The sequence below is a fragment of the Paraclostridium dentum genome, assembly GCF_012922555.1.
Lineage (GTDB): Bacteria > Bacillota > Clostridia > Peptostreptococcales > Peptostreptococcaceae > Paraclostridium > Paraclostridium dentum.
Genome location: NZ_WIPK01000007.1, coordinates 98979 through 115884, shown reverse-complemented (window position 1 = coordinate 115884; position 16906 = coordinate 98979). Strand labels below are relative to the sequence as shown.

General features: G+C 25.9%; 24 protein-coding genes. 15 read left to right on the top strand and 9 right to left on the bottom strand.

What is annotated here, in order from left to right:
• Window positions 1–49: 49 nt before the first annotated feature.
• Complete coding sequence (bsh, locus tag GFJ41_RS12055; RefSeq protein WP_170075440.1) at window positions 50–1039, bottom strand: choloylglycine hydrolase; 990 nt, start codon at window positions 1037–1039, stop codon at window positions 50–52.
• A gap of 384 nt (window positions 1040–1423) precedes the next feature.
• On the opposite strand from bsh, the gene GFJ41_RS12050 reads away from it, so the two are divergent.
• Window positions 1424–1819, top strand: a complete 396-nt coding sequence (locus GFJ41_RS12050; RefSeq protein WP_081949317.1) for a DUF1648 domain-containing protein — start codon at window positions 1424–1426, stop codon at window positions 1817–1819.
• Window positions 1820–2016: 197 nt separating this feature from the next.
• Window positions 2017–2169, top strand: coding sequence for a hypothetical protein (locus GFJ41_RS12045; RefSeq protein ID WP_156317219.1), 153 nt, complete (start codon window positions 2017–2019; stop codon window positions 2167–2169).
• 113 nt (window positions 2170–2282) lie between these two features.
• Here GFJ41_RS12045 and hisS read toward each other — a convergent pair whose 3' ends face one another.
• Entirely contained in the window at window positions 2283–3578 is a 1296-nt protein-coding gene (gene hisS, locus GFJ41_RS12040) for a histidine--tRNA ligase (RefSeq protein ID WP_170075439.1), read from the bottom strand.
• 418 nt (window positions 3579–3996) lie between these two features.
• On the opposite strand from hisS, the gene GFJ41_RS12035 reads away from it, so the two are divergent.
• The 3 genes from GFJ41_RS12035 (at window position 3997) to GFJ41_RS12025 (ending at window position 5906) form a co-directional block, all read left to right on the top strand.
• A complete protein-coding gene (locus GFJ41_RS12035; RefSeq protein WP_170075438.1) occupies window positions 3997–4536 on the top strand; it encodes a nitroreductase family protein in 540 nt (179 codons plus the stop codon).
• A 218-nt stretch (window positions 4537–4754) separates the two neighbouring features.
• The gene (locus GFJ41_RS12030) at window positions 4755–5024 is read left to right on the top strand and encodes a CD3324 family protein (RefSeq protein WP_035118919.1); all 270 of its coding nucleotides are present in this window, start codon (window positions 4755–4757) and stop codon (window positions 5022–5024) included.
• Between the two features lie 144 nt (window positions 5025–5168).
• Window positions 5169–5906 (top strand): class I SAM-dependent methyltransferase, encoded by a 738-nt coding sequence (locus tag GFJ41_RS12025; protein ID WP_035118918.1) that lies wholly within the window; start codon window positions 5169–5171, stop codon window positions 5904–5906.
• Window positions 5907–6071: 165 nt separating this feature from the next.
• Here GFJ41_RS12025 and GFJ41_RS12020 read toward each other — a convergent pair whose 3' ends face one another.
• Both GFJ41_RS12020 and GFJ41_RS12015 read right to left on the bottom strand, forming a co-directional pair.
• Window positions 6072–6392 (bottom strand): hypothetical protein, encoded by a 321-nt coding sequence (locus tag GFJ41_RS12020; protein WP_170075437.1) that lies wholly within the window; start codon window positions 6390–6392, stop codon window positions 6072–6074.
• 11 nt (window positions 6393–6403) lie between these two features.
• A complete protein-coding gene (locus GFJ41_RS12015) occupies window positions 6404–6811 on the bottom strand; it encodes a helix-turn-helix domain-containing protein (RefSeq protein ID WP_170075436.1) in 408 nt (135 codons plus the stop codon).
• Window positions 6812–7081: 270 nt separating this feature from the next.
• On the opposite strand from GFJ41_RS12015, the gene GFJ41_RS12010 reads away from it, so the two are divergent.
• Window positions 7082–7792, top strand: coding sequence for a Crp/Fnr family transcriptional regulator (locus GFJ41_RS12010; RefSeq protein WP_170075435.1), 711 nt, complete (start codon window positions 7082–7084; stop codon window positions 7790–7792).
• 42 nt (window positions 7793–7834) lie between these two features.
• On the opposite strand, the gene GFJ41_RS12005 is transcribed toward GFJ41_RS12010, so the two are convergent.
• Together GFJ41_RS12005 and GFJ41_RS12000 are read right to left on the bottom strand one after the other, a co-directional pair.
• A complete protein-coding gene (locus GFJ41_RS12005) occupies window positions 7835–8170 on the bottom strand; it encodes a cupin domain-containing protein (protein WP_035118913.1) in 336 nt (111 codons plus the stop codon).
• A 3-nt stretch (window positions 8171–8173) separates the two neighbouring features.
• The gene (locus GFJ41_RS12000; RefSeq protein ID WP_035118912.1) at window positions 8174–8512 is read right to left on the bottom strand and encodes a cupin domain-containing protein; all 339 of its coding nucleotides are present in this window, start codon (window positions 8510–8512) and stop codon (window positions 8174–8176) included.
• A 243-nt stretch (window positions 8513–8755) separates the two neighbouring features.
• On the opposite strand from GFJ41_RS12000, the gene GFJ41_RS11995 reads away from it, so the two are divergent.
• The 4 genes from GFJ41_RS11995 to GFJ41_RS11985 all read left to right on the top strand — a co-directional run bounded on the left by GFJ41_RS11995 (window position 8756) and on the right by GFJ41_RS11985 (window position 12024).
• On the top strand, window positions 8756–10363 hold the full coding sequence (locus GFJ41_RS11995; protein WP_170075434.1) for an EAL domain-containing protein: 1608 nt from the start codon (window positions 8756–8758) through the stop codon (window positions 10361–10363).
• A 132-nt stretch (window positions 10364–10495) separates the two neighbouring features.
• Entirely contained in the window at window positions 10496–10696 is a 201-nt protein-coding gene (locus GFJ41_RS11990) for a cold-shock protein (RefSeq protein ID WP_021428710.1), read from the top strand.
• Between the two features lie 99 nt (window positions 10697–10795).
• Window positions 10796–10930, top strand: coding sequence for a hypothetical protein (locus GFJ41_RS18875; protein ID WP_021428880.1), 135 nt, complete (start codon window positions 10796–10798; stop codon window positions 10928–10930).
• Between the two features lie 371 nt (window positions 10931–11301).
• Complete coding sequence (locus GFJ41_RS11985; protein ID WP_170075433.1) at window positions 11302–12024, top strand: DUF5714 domain-containing protein; 723 nt, start codon at window positions 11302–11304, stop codon at window positions 12022–12024.
• A gap of 231 nt (window positions 12025–12255) precedes the next feature.
• Here GFJ41_RS11985 and arsM read toward each other — a convergent pair whose 3' ends face one another.
• The 3 genes from arsM to GFJ41_RS11970 are packed head-to-tail and all read right to left on the bottom strand — an operon-like array spanning window position 12256 to window position 14029.
• Window positions 12256–12843 carry an arsenite methyltransferase gene (gene arsM / locus GFJ41_RS11980; RefSeq protein ID WP_500048749.1) on the bottom strand — a complete coding sequence of 196 codons (588 nt, stop codon included), beginning with the start codon at window positions 12841–12843 and terminating at the stop codon, window positions 12256–12258.
• A gap of 42 nt (window positions 12844–12885) precedes the next feature.
• On the bottom strand, window positions 12886–13629 hold the full coding sequence (locus GFJ41_RS11975) for a metallophosphoesterase family protein (RefSeq protein ID WP_170075431.1): 744 nt from the start codon (window positions 13627–13629) through the stop codon (window positions 12886–12888).
• 19 nt (window positions 13630–13648) lie between these two features.
• Window positions 13649–14029, bottom strand: a complete 381-nt coding sequence (locus GFJ41_RS11970) for an ArsR/SmtB family transcription factor (protein ID WP_170075430.1) — start codon at window positions 14027–14029, stop codon at window positions 13649–13651.
• 205 nt (window positions 14030–14234) lie between these two features.
• On the opposite strand from GFJ41_RS11970, the gene GFJ41_RS11965 reads away from it, so the two are divergent.
• The 5 genes from GFJ41_RS11965 (at window position 14235) to GFJ41_RS11945 (ending at window position 16787) form a co-directional block, all read left to right on the top strand.
• Window positions 14235–14519 carry a hypothetical protein gene (locus GFJ41_RS11965; RefSeq protein ID WP_170075429.1) on the top strand — a complete coding sequence of 95 codons (285 nt, stop codon included), beginning with the start codon at window positions 14235–14237 and terminating at the stop codon, window positions 14517–14519.
• Window positions 14520–14718: 199 nt separating this feature from the next.
• On the top strand, window positions 14719–15393 hold the full coding sequence (locus GFJ41_RS11960; protein ID WP_170075428.1) for a response regulator transcription factor: 675 nt from the start codon (window positions 14719–14721) through the stop codon (window positions 15391–15393).
• Window positions 15383–15763 (top strand): hypothetical protein, encoded by a 381-nt coding sequence (locus GFJ41_RS11955; RefSeq protein WP_170075427.1) that lies wholly within the window; start codon window positions 15383–15385, stop codon window positions 15761–15763. The genes GFJ41_RS11960 and GFJ41_RS11955 overlap by 11 nt, the downstream gene beginning before the upstream one ends.
• A 96-nt stretch (window positions 15764–15859) precedes the next feature.
• Window positions 15860–16549, top strand: a complete 690-nt coding sequence (locus GFJ41_RS11950; protein WP_170075426.1) for a sensor histidine kinase — start codon at window positions 15860–15862, stop codon at window positions 16547–16549.
• A complete protein-coding gene (locus GFJ41_RS11945) occupies window positions 16500–16787 on the top strand; it encodes a sensor histidine kinase (RefSeq protein ID WP_226890258.1) in 288 nt (95 codons plus the stop codon). Before GFJ41_RS11950 ends, GFJ41_RS11945 begins: the two co-directional genes overlap by 50 nt.
• Window positions 16788–16906: the final 119 nt, after the last annotated feature.

Sequence of the window (16906 nt, the reverse complement as noted above, 5' to 3'; positions counted from 1 at the left end):
AGTGAAATAGTTAATAATATTTGGAGAAAAATCTAAAATTTTATATATTTTAGTTCTCGTTATTTATAACTAAAGCATCTCTATAAGGGAAAATCTTTATTTCTGTAGAATTTAAATCTTCCTTATTCATATCTATAGCATTTATCTGATTATTATTGTATGTATTGTAATAATAGATGCATTTATCTTGATTCATACAAGAAGTATATTGAGTTAGATCGTATTTACCTTCTGGAGTTTTTACAGCGCCATTTAGCATAGCGACATTATTTAATATATGGAAAAACTCACTTACCCCACAAAATTCTATATCTGAAGACTCTAAGCTAGATTTATAGAAAGCAGCTCTTATAAATCTAGATGCAGATGAAAAATCACCAGGGATTCCAAACATACCTAGACCTTGAGATTGAGGAGTTAAATTTAGTCTACTCCATTTAGTATTCTGAGGTTGATTAGCATTTAAACCTATATACTGAATTAGGTTTGTTGTATGCCAATTAAAAGTTGGTGCATTTGTTAACACCCCTACTTCGTTATCATAAATGCTTAACTTTTCTTTTGTATTTTCAATAACCAAGCAATTGCCGCTTTTATCAGAAACAATCCAATGAAGTGTTGGTAATGGTGTATATGAATTTAACTGTCTATTTACTAGGTTTATATTTTCTAGTTCAGGTTTTAAATCTTCTATAGTCTCGAAATTTGATAATATCCATAGTATTAAATCATATGGAGGTAAATTATTTTTTCCATCTATTAAATTATCTGAATAATATGCAAATCCAGGAAAATTTAAACCTGCGCAAGCTAATCCTTTTGCATTCATTGCTTCAGCAAATAACGGATGATTATCTATTATAGTTGCCATACCCATAACTGCATATTTTGTAGATCTAGTTTCATTAGTTGCTACATTTTTATATACAAAATTTCTAGGAACAAGATGAACAGCTTGATTAAAGTTGTATTCTATATCCATATTTCTTCCAAATAAATGTTGCCCGTCTTTTGTTTTTAATGTTAGCGCTGTACACATTTTTTACACTTCCTTTGTATCGTATAAACTAGTTTAAATATATTTATATTTTTTACCCTATTGGTTGATAAATAAACCTAGAATAAAGTCTTTATTTACTCATTTTTAAGAATTAATAATAAATTAACTGCTTACGTAAATTAAAAATAACATTGTTAATTAGCTTAAAAACAATTATATAAGAACAGTAGATAGATAAATTAAAATTGGATTAATATAGATTTATTTTGGAGTGAGATTTATAATTTTAAATATATAACTAAAAGTTTTTTTAGTAGTTAGGGAAACCTTAAGGGAGGAGGGATACTTATAAATAACTATAAATTTAAATTTGATACTAAGCAAAAAATAATAGAAATTATAAACTTATCATTATTAATTTTTATGATAGCATATTTAATCATTAACTGGAATAATATAGGTGAAAATGTGCCGATTCACTATAACTCAGCAGGTCAAAGTGACTCATTAGGAAGCAAAAGTAGTTTAATAGTATTACCTATAGTTACAATTATAGTAAATATATCTATGAGCGGAGTATTACTTTGTCCATACGCATTAAATATTCCAGTAAAAATAACTGAGGAAAATTATGTTAAGGTTTATGACTTAACGAGAGATTTGATGAATTTTACTAAGATAGGAATTAATATTTCATTTTTATACATTACTCTTATGTCAGCAAATTGTAAACCGTTAGGGAATTGGTTTTTACCAATTTTTTTAATCATAATATTTATGCCAATATTTATATATTATATAAAAATAAGAAAAGTATAGAAAAAATTAAAATTTGATTTATGGGTGTAGCAAGTTATTCTGAATAGTATGTTCAATAGATATTATTAGTTATTGTATGAATTTAGAAAAAATACTCTAACATTTTATGGTATAATAAAAATCAGGAATTGAAATCTATAGAGTGGTGTTCCATTAAACTTTCTAGCCTACTTCTTAATAGGAAGGAGGTGAGAAGTATGGAACTAAAGATAATTGTTAGTGCTATAAGCACTATATGTATTGGTCTTTTGACTAATTACATATATGACAAATTAAAAAACCACTCTAGTCGCCCAACTAAGAGTGGTATAGAACTTGATATAAAAATCAAATTCAAGCATTTCAAATAAATTAATTTGGAATATCACTCTACTGCGAATAGACTTCAATTCCTTTTTTATATTTATATTATATCACAATTCAACATCTTTTAAACTTAATTTTTAAAATAGATAAGCAGGATTTAAAGATCTTTATAATTTATAACTTTTTCTTCTCCAGATATCATATTTTTTATTTTTATCTCATTATTATCAACTTCACTTTCTCCAATAAATATTACATTATTTATATTTAACTTATTTGCGTAACTTAATTTTTTCTTTAAACTGTCATCTTCAAAATAAATACTTACGTTGTATCCTTTTTCATTTAAGTCTGACATAACCTTTCCACTATATTCAAGTGTATCACCTATTGGTATTATTAAATAATCAGAATTAGATTTTATATTATATCTATCTATGAATCCAATTTCTTTTAAAACAAAGAATAATCTTGTTAATCCAATAGATATACCAACTCCAGGTAATATATTATTTGTATAATTTTCGGCTAAATTATCATATCTACCACCAGAGCAAATAGATCCAAACTGTTCATTACCTATAAGGAACGTTTCAAACACACTTCCTGTATAATAATCCAATCCTCTGATTATCTTTAAATCAACTTCAAATTCATTATCTTTTACACCTAAAATTTTCAATGTAGATACAACTTTTTTTAATTCATCTAATCCTTCAGAGAAAAACTCATTTTGAATGTTTAAATTCATCAACTTATCTAATAGAATTTCGTTTGATTCTTTAAAGTTTAGTAAGTTAGTTAAGTAACTACTTTTCTCATCTCCAACAATGTCACGTAAACTATCATTAAAATTATCTTTACCTATCTTATCGTATTTATCTATTAGCGTTATAACCTCTTGAACATCGTCTATTTGTAATTGAGCTAATACTCCTTTTAATATTTTTCTATTACTAATTTTAAACTTATAATCGTTTAAACCAATAGACTTAAAGGCTTTAGATGCTAAACTAATTACCCATGCATCATTGTAGACACTTAGCTTATCTTTTCCAATGACATCTACATCTAACTGATAAAATTCTCTGTATCTACCCCTTTGATTTCTTTCGCCTCTATATACTTTACCTAGCTGATATTTTTTGAAAGGAAATACTAGATCGTTATAGTGTTGTGCTACATATCTTGCAAAAGGCACTGTTAAATCAAATCGTAAAGATAAATCATTTTTTCCTTTTTCAAATCTATATACTTGCTTTTCTGTTTCACCACCACTTTTAGCAAGCAATAAACTTGATTTTTCTATTATAGGCGTATCAATTGCTAAACACCCATTATTTTCATATATATTTGTTATTTTATTTAATATGTCGTTAAAAATTGCTTGATCATTAGGTAATAATTCCATGAATCCTGGTAAAATACTTGGTTTTATATAGTTGTTTTTCATATAATATCGCTCCTATTTGAATAAATTATTTTTAATATTAAAAAAGCCATGTAGGCATATATCCCACATGGCTTAATAAATTATAAATACACTTAATTTATCATTCCTAGAGATACAAGCCTACGCGAACAGACTTGTATCTGCTTAAACAGACCAAGTCTCTAGAGATGGTGATGTATTAAATTTAATCTAATAAGTGTATTCATAATAATCCTCCTAAAAAATAATTTATAAAGATAATAGTCTAATAAATAAAAAAAGTCAATAAAAATTTTTGAAATCTATTGTTAGATATATTAGAAATTATATACTGTTGTTTTTTAATAATATTAAGATAACATAAAAGTAAATGTGTTATATTTAAATTATAATATTTAGTAGCTAATAAATATTTACAAAAGAGAGGTGGTTAATGGACATGAAAGAAATAAAAAATCGTAGAAGTATACGTAGATATAAATTATTGGGAGTTGAAGAAAGTAAAATACAAAAAATATTAGAAAGTGCTATGCTAGCACCTTCAGGTTCTAACACACAACCATGGAATTTCATTATAGTTAAAGCTGAAGATACAAAGCAAAAGCTAGCAAAAGTTAATCACAATCAAGATTGGATGATGAGTGCTCCTGTTATGATTGTATGTGTTGCAGATATTGAAAGTAGAATAGAAGATACAACTGGAATTTATTTAGATGAACTATCACCTCAGTTTGAGTTAAAGCAAATTATTAGAGATACATCTATTGCTATTGAACATATGGTTTTACAATCAGAGTATTTAGGACTTGGAACTTGTTGGACTGCGTGGTTTAAACAAGATGATGTTAGACCTATTCTTAATATACCTAATGATAAATTTGTAGTATGTATTTTAACAATTGGATATGCTGATGAGACTCCAAAACAGCGTCCTCGTAGATCCTTAGAGCAGATGGTACGTTATGAAAAATGGGAATAAAGTGTTCAAATACTAAGAGATTTAATCTTAGTTTTATAATAAATATAAAGAATTAAGGATGTGTTAAATTATGAAATATGTATTAGTACGAGTTTCCGCATCAAGCTCCGAGCAAAGACTGTAATTCATACACGAATTGTTAGGGGCTTTACTAAAAAATATAAAATGTGTGCAGTCTTTGTTCATTTGCTATAAGTAAAGCAATAGGAGCATGGATTATGAAATATAAAAAAGCACAAAATGTACTTCCAGAAGAGATATTAGAGTTAATTCAAAACTATGTAGATGGAGAGTACTTATATATTCCAAGAAAATCTAAAAATAAAAAGTCTTGGGGAGAGTTAAGTGGAACTAAATTGGATTTAAGAAATAGAAATTTAGAAATAGCTGTTAAGTATAAAGAAGGGTGTTCTATTAAAGAACTTGCTAAGATATACTTCTTATCAGAAAGCAGTATAAGACGAATAATTAGAGAATACAATTATTAAAAGTAGAGCACTTAGATTTAATAAGTGCTCTACTTTTAATTGATCATAAATAATTCTTAATTGTTTTTAAAATTCTAGGAGGATAATAAATATGATAAACTTTTATTATTATATAAAAAATAAGCAACTTAAAGAGGTGATTTTATGAAAGAAAATAAATATGATGATTTAAAATTTTTTAATAAATATAGTGAAATGCCAAGGTCTAAAGATGGATTAGAATCTGCAGGTGAATGGCCAATACTAAAAGAAATGTTACCAAAATTCAATGATAAAAATGTTCTTGATATTGGTTGTGGATTTGGTTGGCATTGTAGATATGCTAGTGAAAATGGAGCAAAATATGTATTAGGAATTGATATTTCAAAAAATATGATAAATAGGGCTAAAGAGACTACTCATCAGAATAATATTGAATATAAATGTATTGCTATGGAAGATTTAGATGTTAAAGACAAATCATTTGATTTGGTAATTAGTTCATTAGCACTTCATTATGTAAAAGACTTTGAGATCATATGTAAGAAGGCCTATAATATTTTAGAGAAAAATGGAGATTTTATATTTTCAGTGGAACACCCTATATTTACCAGTAATGAGAAACAAGACTTTGAATACACTGCTGATAATGAGATAACCCATTGGCCAATTGATAACTATTTAGATGAAAGTATTAGACATACTAATTTTTTAGGTGAAGATGTTGTTAAATATCATAGAACAGTAGAAACTTATATAAATACACTTATAAAAAATGGATTTATCATAAATGAGATTTCAGAGTTGTTAGCTTTAAATGATATGGTTGATGAAAATCCTTATCTGATTAATGAACTTAAGAGACCTATGTTTCTTTTAATCTCAGCTAGTAAATTTAGATAAAAAATTAGTTTTTAAAGTTTATGAAAAAGTTAATGCATATATAATTTAACAAATTATATGCATTAACTTTTTGAATTAAATTTTTTACACTTGTGTTTTTTTGTTCTAAATGATTTAAACGGTGCAATATTACCAATATAAATCTATTTTAATAACATACTACCTCTAAAATTCTAAAACAAAAACTGCGAATAGAGCTATTGTTGATAATGCAAAGAAGATCAAAGAAATTCCAGCTTTCTTTTTTCTGGATTCGATTATTTGTTTATCTACATCATTCATAGTAGATAAATACTTTTTTCTTCCTATCAAATATAGCAATAAACCACTACTATTATTTCCGCCTAGTGCAAAAAATCCCCAAGCTTTTGGATGCTTAAAACCTCTACTTTTTGCATCAAGTTCTGTCATTTTAAAAACCTGATAAGCTAGAGTTGATGCTCCTAAAATTGAAATAAAAACTAATACAATTAAATACCAGCTCATATAAATTCTCCTTAAAATTTCTTGATTATTTGGTAAAATAATGATGTTATACTTAAAATTCCAATTGATGACGCACCTATGATTAGATAATTGTTGTTTGAAATTGCGCTATTGAAAAATATGAATAAAATAAAATACATTATATTTAGTCCAAAGGCTATTAAAAGTTTTTTATTGCTACTAACGATATTTGTGCTTTCCTCCAAATGTTTTATCATCTCAGAATCTCCTTTTAGTAATTCATCTAGACTAATATTATATAAATCACTTAGTTTAATTACACTTATAATATCGGGATAAGATTTTTCATTTTCCCAATTTGATATAGTTTGCCTAGAAACTTGTATTTCTTCTGCTACTTTTTCTTGAGTTAACTTAGACTCTAGTCTTGATTTTTTTAATTTATTTCCAATCTCCATAATGTTTCTCCTTCTATCAAAATGTTGTCATATTTAATTAAATTCGTCTATCAAAATACCTTTACATAGTATGTTTTACAATGTCAAAATTATTTTACATGGCTAATTCCCAACGTTTTTATAATGTATATATAAGTAAATCATAACATATAACAAACTTTATTTTATAAATGACATACTAGATTTATTTTCTATAAATATTGGGTATTATATAATATTATTGACAATTAAGATATTTTGGATTAAACATCCTATAAAGGAGATGATTTCTTGAAGAAATTCACATGTGAAAGTTGTAAAAGTAAATTATATGCAAGAGAAGTTCCAATCTTTTCTTCCTTAGAAAAAAATGAGATGAATAAAATAGCTACTAATATGGCTCATCTTACCTTTAATAAGGGAGATATACTTTGTACAGAAGGCGAAGAATCGTCTAAGTTATTTATTTTAAGTAGTGGATCTGTAAAGCTCTCAAAGCTTACTAACGAAGGTAAAGAACAAATAGTACATATTTTAAATGAAGGTGAATTTTTTGGAGAATCTAATCTGTTTGATAATAGAGCTATTAGCAATTTTACAGCAACTATCTTAGAAAAAACTAACATATGTATAATGTCTAAAGATAACTTTGAAGAAGTTTTAAGCAAAAACCCAAATATAGCTTTTAAAATAATAAACCAACTTAGTAAAAGATTAGTAGAGACGGAGAATATAGCACTAAATTTAGCTACAAATGATGTTCATTCAAGGATAGCAAACATGCTTTTAGATTTTAGTGAAAAATACGGAGTTAAATCTAATGAAGGAATTATAGTTAGGATGCCTATAAGTAGAGAAGGTATGGGAAATTACTGCGGGATTACAAGGGAAACTATAAGTAGAAAACTTCCTATGTTTGAAGATATAGGAGCGATAAAATTAAAAGGAAATAAAACTATAATAATAAAAAATTTAAATCAGTTGAAAGAATTTATTTACTAATAAAAAAAGCTATAGTTGTATAACTATAGCTTTTTTATATATCTATGATTTTACTAAAATATTAAATAATTTCACATCACTTAGAGCCTGTACTCCGTAATTTATATCTGACTCCATTGCAACTATGTCTCCTTCATTTAATACTACCTCTTCATCTTCATTGTATAAAATTTTACAACTACCTTCTATCATTACAAATAAAGTTTCCATTTCATAATATTCTTTATCTATGCTTTCACCTTTTGCAAATGAGAAGAATCTTATTTCTGTATTATCGTTATCTATTAAAGCTTTGCTAGCAATTTTGTTTCCCGTGTGACTTATCATTTCATTTAGTGCTATTTTTTTAAAAGGTTCAATATTTCTTAAGTATTTCATATGCTAATCCTCCTTAACTACAACTAAAAGCATTTTCATATCTTCTTTTGCTGTTACTTGATGAGGTATATTTGCTGGCATTACAACAAATTGACCCTTATTGGCTTCCATTGAGTTATCTCCTATTTTTACAGTTGCGACCCCTTCATGTATATAAATTAAAGCATCACCTTTTGCTGCATGAGGACCAACTCCCTCACCTTTTCCAAATGCTAGAACAGTTATGCCTACACCTTTTTTCTGAGCCATAGTAACTGTTTCTATTTGACCATCTTTGCAACTTACTAAACTATCAAAATCTATGCTTTGTCCTTTTACAATGTTCTTTATTAATTCACTCATATCATACTCTCCTTTTAATGTATTTATTTTATAGGTACATTATATTTGAATCCTTAAAATAAAAATGTGATTATAATCAAAGTTTTAATTTTATTTAAAGTGTAAGTCGTATAGGAAAATGGTATAAAGTATAAGAGTAGGGTGTACATATGAGTTATACCAATATTATAAACTTAGGTACTTTATTAAAGCTAAGAAAAATTATATAATAACTAAATTGTTATATATTAAGGGGAATTACATATGAAAAAATTAAAAAAATATTTAATTCATATAATCCAAATTACAATTGTAATTAGTGTTATCTTTTTTTTATTTTCAAATATAAATATTAATGAAAATAAAAAGGAAGTTAAGGTAGGTCTTTATGAATATGGATCTTATTATTTCTTTGATAAAGGGTCAAAGCCTAGTGGGTATTATAATGATTTATTAAAACTTATTTCTAATAAATTAGGATTTAAATATACTTATGTTAACTGTAAAACCCAAGAAGGGTTAGATTGTTTAAAAAATGGGAAAATTGATTTATTGTTTGGTTTAAGCAAAACTCCTGATAGAGAACATGATTATGTATTTACAGATCATTATATAGCAGATGAAAATTATGCTATATATGTAAATGAGAATAAAAACTGTAATGATTTAAATGGACTTAATGGTCTAAAATTTGGATATATAAAAAATGAGCAAAATAATAAATATGTTTCAAATTTGCTAAGTAAAAAAAATATACAACCGGAATTTATAAATGAAAACTCATATGAAGAAGCACAAGATGATTTAAAAGAGTCTAAAGTAGATTTTATAGTAGCTCCTATAAATAAGAATCTAGAAAGTCAAAATTTTAATAGAATTTTAGAGTTTTCTTGCGAGCCAGTATATATAGCTGGGTCTAAAGGTAATGAATCACTTATAAATCAAATTGATGAAGTTTTATCAGAAAGTAAATATGGAATTTTAATTTATAATGAGGACTTTTCAAAGAATATTTTTAAAAATAAAATCATTTTAGTATTAATTTTATTTATATTAATATTTATATATTACATCATCTTTAGAAAAACAAGAATAATACGTAAGCGAAAAGTAATAAATGAAAATTTAAGAAATGATAAGTATGTAATGTATTATCAACCAATAATAAATCCTAAAACTAATAACATTGTAGGGTTAGAGTCACTTTTAAGAATGAAAACTGAAGAAGGAATTTTAACACCAAATTACTTTTTAGAAGACATAGAAAAAAGTAATATGGTATTTGATATATCTATATGGATAATAAAGAAAGTTTTAGCAGACCATGAGAAAATAAAAACATATAGCTTTTATGAAAATAATAAATTGTATATTTCTGTTAATGTATCATTTATAGAAATTGAAGATAAAAAGTTTATAGAAGAACTTATAGCAATTAGTGAAAGACCAAATTTTGTTAGAGATTTAATTTGTCTAGAAGTTGTAGAAAAGTTCAAATCAAAAGATATATCTAAAATACAAAAAACTATATTAACTTTAAAAGAACATGGATTTTTTATAGCAATTGATGATTTTGGAGTAGAGTATTCTAATCTAGATTTATTAAATGAGATAGATGCTAAAATAATTAAACTAGATAAATATTTTATTAATGATATTAAAACAACGTTATTAAAAAGAAAAATTATTGAGTTTGTGAGTGAAATATGTAAAGTTTTAGATAAATCGATTGTATGTGAAGGTGTAGAAAATGATGAGCAATTAGAGATTATAAAGAATATAGATTATGAAAAAATATATATTCAAGGATTTTTCTATTCTAAGCCAATTACTATTGAAGAGTTAGAGCACTTTACTATAAAACAGAGTTGATAATAAATGAACTTAATTATAATTGACAGAAAAGACTATCTATTATTAATTATATATGTTACAATAGTATTTGTAGAGATACAAAAGTAAATCAAGATTAGGTCTTGATATGGTTAATAGGAGTACATTTCAATGGAAAATGGAATAGTAAAATGGTTTAACAATGAAAAAGGATTTGGTTTCATAACAGTAGATGGAGGAGAAGATGTATTCGCTCATTTCTCAGCTATACAAACTGATGGGTTTAAATCATTAGAAGAAGGTCAAAAAGTAAGCTTTAATATAGTTAAAGGTGCTAGAGGTCTTCAAGCAGAAAACATAACTATATTATAATATATATATTCATGTTAATTAAAAAGACACAAAAAAGTGTCTTTTTTTTATAAAAATTTTTAGATTATACAATATATAATCTATTAGGTGGTGAACTTAATGATTAATTTTACAAACGAATTAATTTTACAAACATTAAATACATTTTTTTTAGTTGGAGTTTTATTTATTGGATATAAATTAGTATGTTATATTGAAAAAAAGATAACTCTACTTATAGAAAAATATATATAAATTAACCCTTTCAATATTATTATTTAGATGTTGAGTATCGAAATTAACATCTAACATAGGATTTGAGAATTCACATACGGTATCTTAATACATTTCTAAATTAACAGTCCTATTATTGTTTAAATTTATTAATTAATTTCAGTTAAAACAATAAACTTGTAATTACTATTTACTATCAATATGTTTAAATTCAAAGTTTTTAATATCCAAAATATTTAATACCTTTAATCTCAGTATTTAGAAAAACGTTATATTAAAAAGATTTCTAATAAATTTTTTTATAAAAGTACTATTACTACAAATTTCTAAAATGTATAATTATAATTGGGAATACTAGGATATAGTTTTATACATTAAGGGGTGAATAAAAAATGAATAAGTTTAATTGTTTGATTTGTAATGAAGAAGTACTTTATGAAAATGAGAGTAAGGAAAGAGTATGTTATTTCTGTAAAAAAACTTACGAATCAGCTATAGTATGTAAAAATGGACACTATGTATGTGATTCATGTCATAGTAGTGATGCACTTACGGCTATAACTAACTACTGTTTAAATAGTGATAGTATAAATCCATTAGAAATGGCAGTAAATTTAATGAAGCATCCAGCAATTAAGATGCATGGGCCAGAGCATCATTATTTAGTTCCAGCAGTATTAAGCACTGCATTTTTAAACAAAACTAATGAAAAATCAAAGTTAGAAAGTTTATTAGATGAGTGTCAAAAAAGAGCTAAGAATGTATTAGGGGGATTCTGTGGATTTTACGGAGCATGTGGAGCTGGAGTAGGTTGTGGAATTTATACTAGTTTAATACAAGAGTCAGGACCTATGAATAAAGAGGAATGGGGACTTTGCAACCTAATGACATCAAATGCGCTTGAAAATATAAGCAAGTATGGAGGCCCAAGATGTTGTAAAAGAGATTCTTTTACAGCTATAGAAACAGCAATAGATTTTACTAAAGAGCATTTAAATGTGGATCTAGATAAAACTTTAAATTTAAAATGCAATTTCAATAGTTTAAATAAAGAATGCTTAAATTCAAAATGTAAATTTTATACTGAGAATGAATTAGTTTTAGAATTGAATTAGACTATTAACATATCACTAAAAAAGTATATCCCAAAGGATATACTTTTTTAGTGATTGTTTCTATTTAATAGCTGTAACTGAAGCAGACATAATGTATTCACCTACGTTTAAGTTATGACCCCACTTCTCTTCATATTCTTTAGAAACAGGTTTGACATCTATTTTTATATTTTTAAATTCTGAATTTTCTAAGTAAAATTCTAACTCTTCAACTGAAGAGGCTCCTGTGACTCAGCCACAATATAGTTTTTCATCTTGTTTCATTTCTTGAGTTAAATCTTTCATAAGGACTATATCTGATATAGATAATCTACCTCCGCTTTTAAGAACACGATAAGCCTCATCATATACCCTTTGTTTGTTAGGAGATAGATTTATAACACAGTTTGATATTATAACATCAACTAAATCATTTGCTACAGGTAAATTTTCAATTTCACCTAATCTAAAGTCGACGTTTTTATAATTGTTAGTTAATGCATTGCTTCTTGCTTGACTTAACATCTCTGGAGTCATATCAACACCTATAACAAGTCCATTATTTCCAACTTTTTTAGATGCTAAAAAACAGTCAAATCCGGCTCCACTACCTAAGTCAAGGACAGTTTCACCTTCTTTTATATCTGCAATTAAGTGGGGATTTCCACACCCTAAGCCTAAGTTAGAATCTTTTGGAACTGTATCCATATCCTCATTAGAATAACCTATACTTTTAGATATATCTTCCCCACAACAACTTAGATTAGATTCATTTGTTACGATTTTTTTATAACTATCTCTAACTATATTTTTGATCTCACCATTAGTAATATCTTTCATATTAAAATCACCCCTTTTTAAAGTTTAATAATTAAAATTTTATTATTTAGAACTTCCTTCTCTTAGAAGTCTTGCAAAGTCATTTGGAAGTATTTCACTTTCTTCTATTTCATTTGCAATTCTTTCAAAATCATACTCAACTTCTATAATTTCTACTTCAACACTTGATGGAGTTTTAGCTATTTCATCTTCATTTTTTATATCTATAATTACATAGTTTGCATTAGGCTTACCTGTTTTAGGCTTACCAACACTTCCAGCATTAATAAGTAATTTTTCACCATAATACTTGGCATATGGAATATGAGTGTGACCACAAACTAATATATTTTCCACTAACTCACTCATAACCTCATCTGCTTCTTTTGAATTTTCCTTTAAATATTCATTTATAAGTCTAGTACTTCCATGAACAAATCTTATAGTTTTATTATCAAATGTAAAAATCAATTCTTTTGGTAAATTTCTTAGATACTCTTTGTTTTCATTGGTTGTAGTTTGACCTGTAAAATGCATTGAAAGTCCTGCTTTTTCTGCATCTTTAGGATCTGGATAATCACATCCACAAACTATTTTTAAATTTCCTATAGCATCATCATAATTCCCCATTATAGTAAGTATCTTATTTTTCTTTAAAGTTTGAATAACTTCATTTGGTCTTGTTCCATAACCTACTAAATCACCTGTGCATACTATCATATCTACATCTTTAGTTTCGATATCAGCTAATACTGAATCTAGGGCATATATGTTGCTATGTATATCCGATATTAATGCTATTTTCATATATATTTCCTCCTAAATTTTACTTTGTTATCTCTAAGATTACATCTTTAACCTGTGAAACAGTATCACAACTTAAATTAGCATTTTTATATGCTTTTAAAATTTCATAATCATATTTTAGCTTTTTATCTTTATCTAATTCGTTGTCTAAGATATTTTGAATAAAACTGTATTGCTTTAAAGTCTCATGATCTAATTTATAGTAAATAAACTTTGCTTCTTTATAATAGTTAACTAAATTAGCATTAGTAAGCTTACTTAAATGTCTGGATGCATTAGATTGTGAGATTTCAAGTATTGCTTCTATTTCACAAACGCATAAAGGTCCGTCTCTTAAAATATTAAGTATTCTTAATCTAGTTTCATCGCTTAAAGCTTTTAATAGTTGTATAAGTTCCATAATAACTCCTTTTCATATTAACATATTCACTTATAATCATATGATATGCTAAAAAAAATGATTTGTAAACTATGAAATCAAAAAAAATTGATTTAACTAATAATAGTAATGCTTATATATTTATCTTATAACTATTTATTCATAATTTATTCACATTTTTTTATTATTATTAATGTGAAAATAAATATGAAAAGGAAGTGCTTATATGAAAAAATCATTAATAGGGGCATTAGCATTAGGATTAGTAATAGGAGCAGGTACGATGGGAGCAACATCATTCGCAAGTGAAAAAGAATATAGTAATAATGTAAATCCAGTAGTATCATATACGGAGCAAAATAACATAACTCAAGGAGATTCAGAGTTTAAAGTGTTAAATCAAGAATCAAATAAGCTTGAAAAAACAGATGATAGTCAATATAGAAATTCAAACTCTAATTATAGAAATTGTTGCCCATATAGCAACTATGAAAATGGGAATATAGATTAATTTTTTACAAAGAAAAAGCTAATTTCCAAGAGAGATTAGCTTTTTCTCTGTAAAAAATTTTCAATAATTAGAGTTCATATAATCATTATTAATTAAAAATTAAAATATATACTAGCAAAATTAATCCATAAACTTTTCATAAATTTTATGGTATATTGTAATTAATTTATATAGCAGATAGAAAAAGGGAGACTTACAAATGTTTAATATATTGATAGTAGATGATGAAAAGAAGATAACGCAAGTTGTTAAAGCGTATTTAGATAAAGAGGGCTACAATTGTATAGCAGCAAATAATGGAGAGCAAGCTCTTAAATATTTAACTAGCAACAACTTTGATTTAATAATTTTAGATAGAATGTTGCCAGATATAAATGGAGAGAGTATTTGTAAAAAAATAAGAGAAACTTCTATGGTTCATATAATAATGTTGACTGCAAAAACTGAAGATGAAGATCGTATAGAAGGGTTCAACATAGGTTGTGATGATTATGTTTGCAAGCCTTTTAACGTCAAAGAGTTAGTTTTAAGAGTAAAAGCGGTTTTTAGAAAACTAGATATAGAAAAGAAGGATGTACTAAAATTCTCGGATGAACTTGAAATAAACATGTCATCTCATGATGTTAAAGTACGAGGTGAAAAAGTTGTATTAACTAATACTGAATATAAGATACTTTTACTATTTGCTAAAAATCCAAATAGGATATTTAGTAGAGAACAATTATTAGAATTAGCGATAGATGAGCACTATGAAAAAGTTGATAGAATTATAGATGCTCACATAAAGAACCTTAGACAAAAAATAGAATTAGATACAAAAAAGGCTAAAATTATTCAAACTGTATATGGAGTAGGTTACAAATTTGGATTATAAATTAAGAAAACTAAAACTTAATAAAAAACTAATTCTATATTTAGTATCGTTAATAATTGTAGTAGTAATAGTTATAGCAGTATCTATAAATAGTGTTTTTGAGAAAAAATTTGAAGAGTATATAATTAAAAATAATGAAAATGAGGTTTCTAATTTAATAAATTCAATAGAATCAGAATATATGGATGGTAGATGGAACTTATACAGTATAGAAAAAATAGGAGAAAATGCTATAAATAAAGGAATATTTTTAGATTTATATGATACAAATGGAAATTTAATTTGGGGAGCCACAACATATAGTCAAGATAGATTTAACAAAATCATGGGAAGTATAGAAAACAACATGAATCACACAATGGCCAACTGACATGGAAAGTATACCTAGCAATCTTTAAGTTTAAAGAATTCAAATAATCAAGTTATTGGATCAATAAAAATTGGAACATATGGATTGCTTTATTATATGGATAATGAGGTTGATTTTTTAAAAGAAATAAATCAAGTAATTACTTTTATAGGTATTTTAATGATATTAATAACAATACTAATTGCTAATAATATATCTAAACCAATAGAGGTTGTGTCAAATATGACAAACTTAATGGGAGATGGAGGTTATTATAATAAGATTGACTATCAAAGTAATATATATGAAATTGATAATCTTATAGTCTCTATAAATAATTTAGCGTCAAAATTAGAAGAGCAAGAAAATCTAAGGAAAAGACTAACTACAGATATATCTCATGAGCTTAGAACTCCACTGACAAATGTACAAACTCACTTGGAAGCAATGATAGCTGGAATATGGGAACCAAATACAGAGAGGTTAAATAGTGTAAATGAAGAGGTAATAAGGCTTACCAACTTGGTTAATCAATTAAAAAACTTAGCAAAGTTTGATAGTGAAAAAAGCAAGCTTAACTTAACTAAGATTAATATAGAGAAACTTATAAAAAATATAGTTTATAATAATCAAGGTTGTGCTTTAGAAAAAAATATAAATATAGTATTTAACTTAGAAAATGTAAATACATATTTAGATAAAGATAAAATATCTCAGGTCATAGTAAATTTGCTTTCAAATGCAATAAGATATACAAATGCTGGTGGAAATATATATATATGCATACAAAGAAAAAGAAAATATTAAAATACACTTTAAAGACGAGGGAGTGGGGATTCCAAAAGAAAGTTTAAATCATATATTTGAAAGATTTTATAGGGTTGATGAGTCTAGAAGTAAAGATACTGGAGGCATCGGAGTTGGACTTACTATCGTTAAATCAATAGTTGATCTACACAAAGGAAAAATTGAGGTTAAAAGTAAACAAAATGAAGGAAGTGAGTTTATAATTGCGTTGCCAATAATCAACAATCAAAAGATTTAAAGCATATTTAATACTAAATTCATAATTTGTTCATAATTTTAAACTATTATAAATCCATGAGAGATTCTCCTCTTTAATAATAGATTTAATTTTTGAAATAGGTAAATTCTTTATAAAGG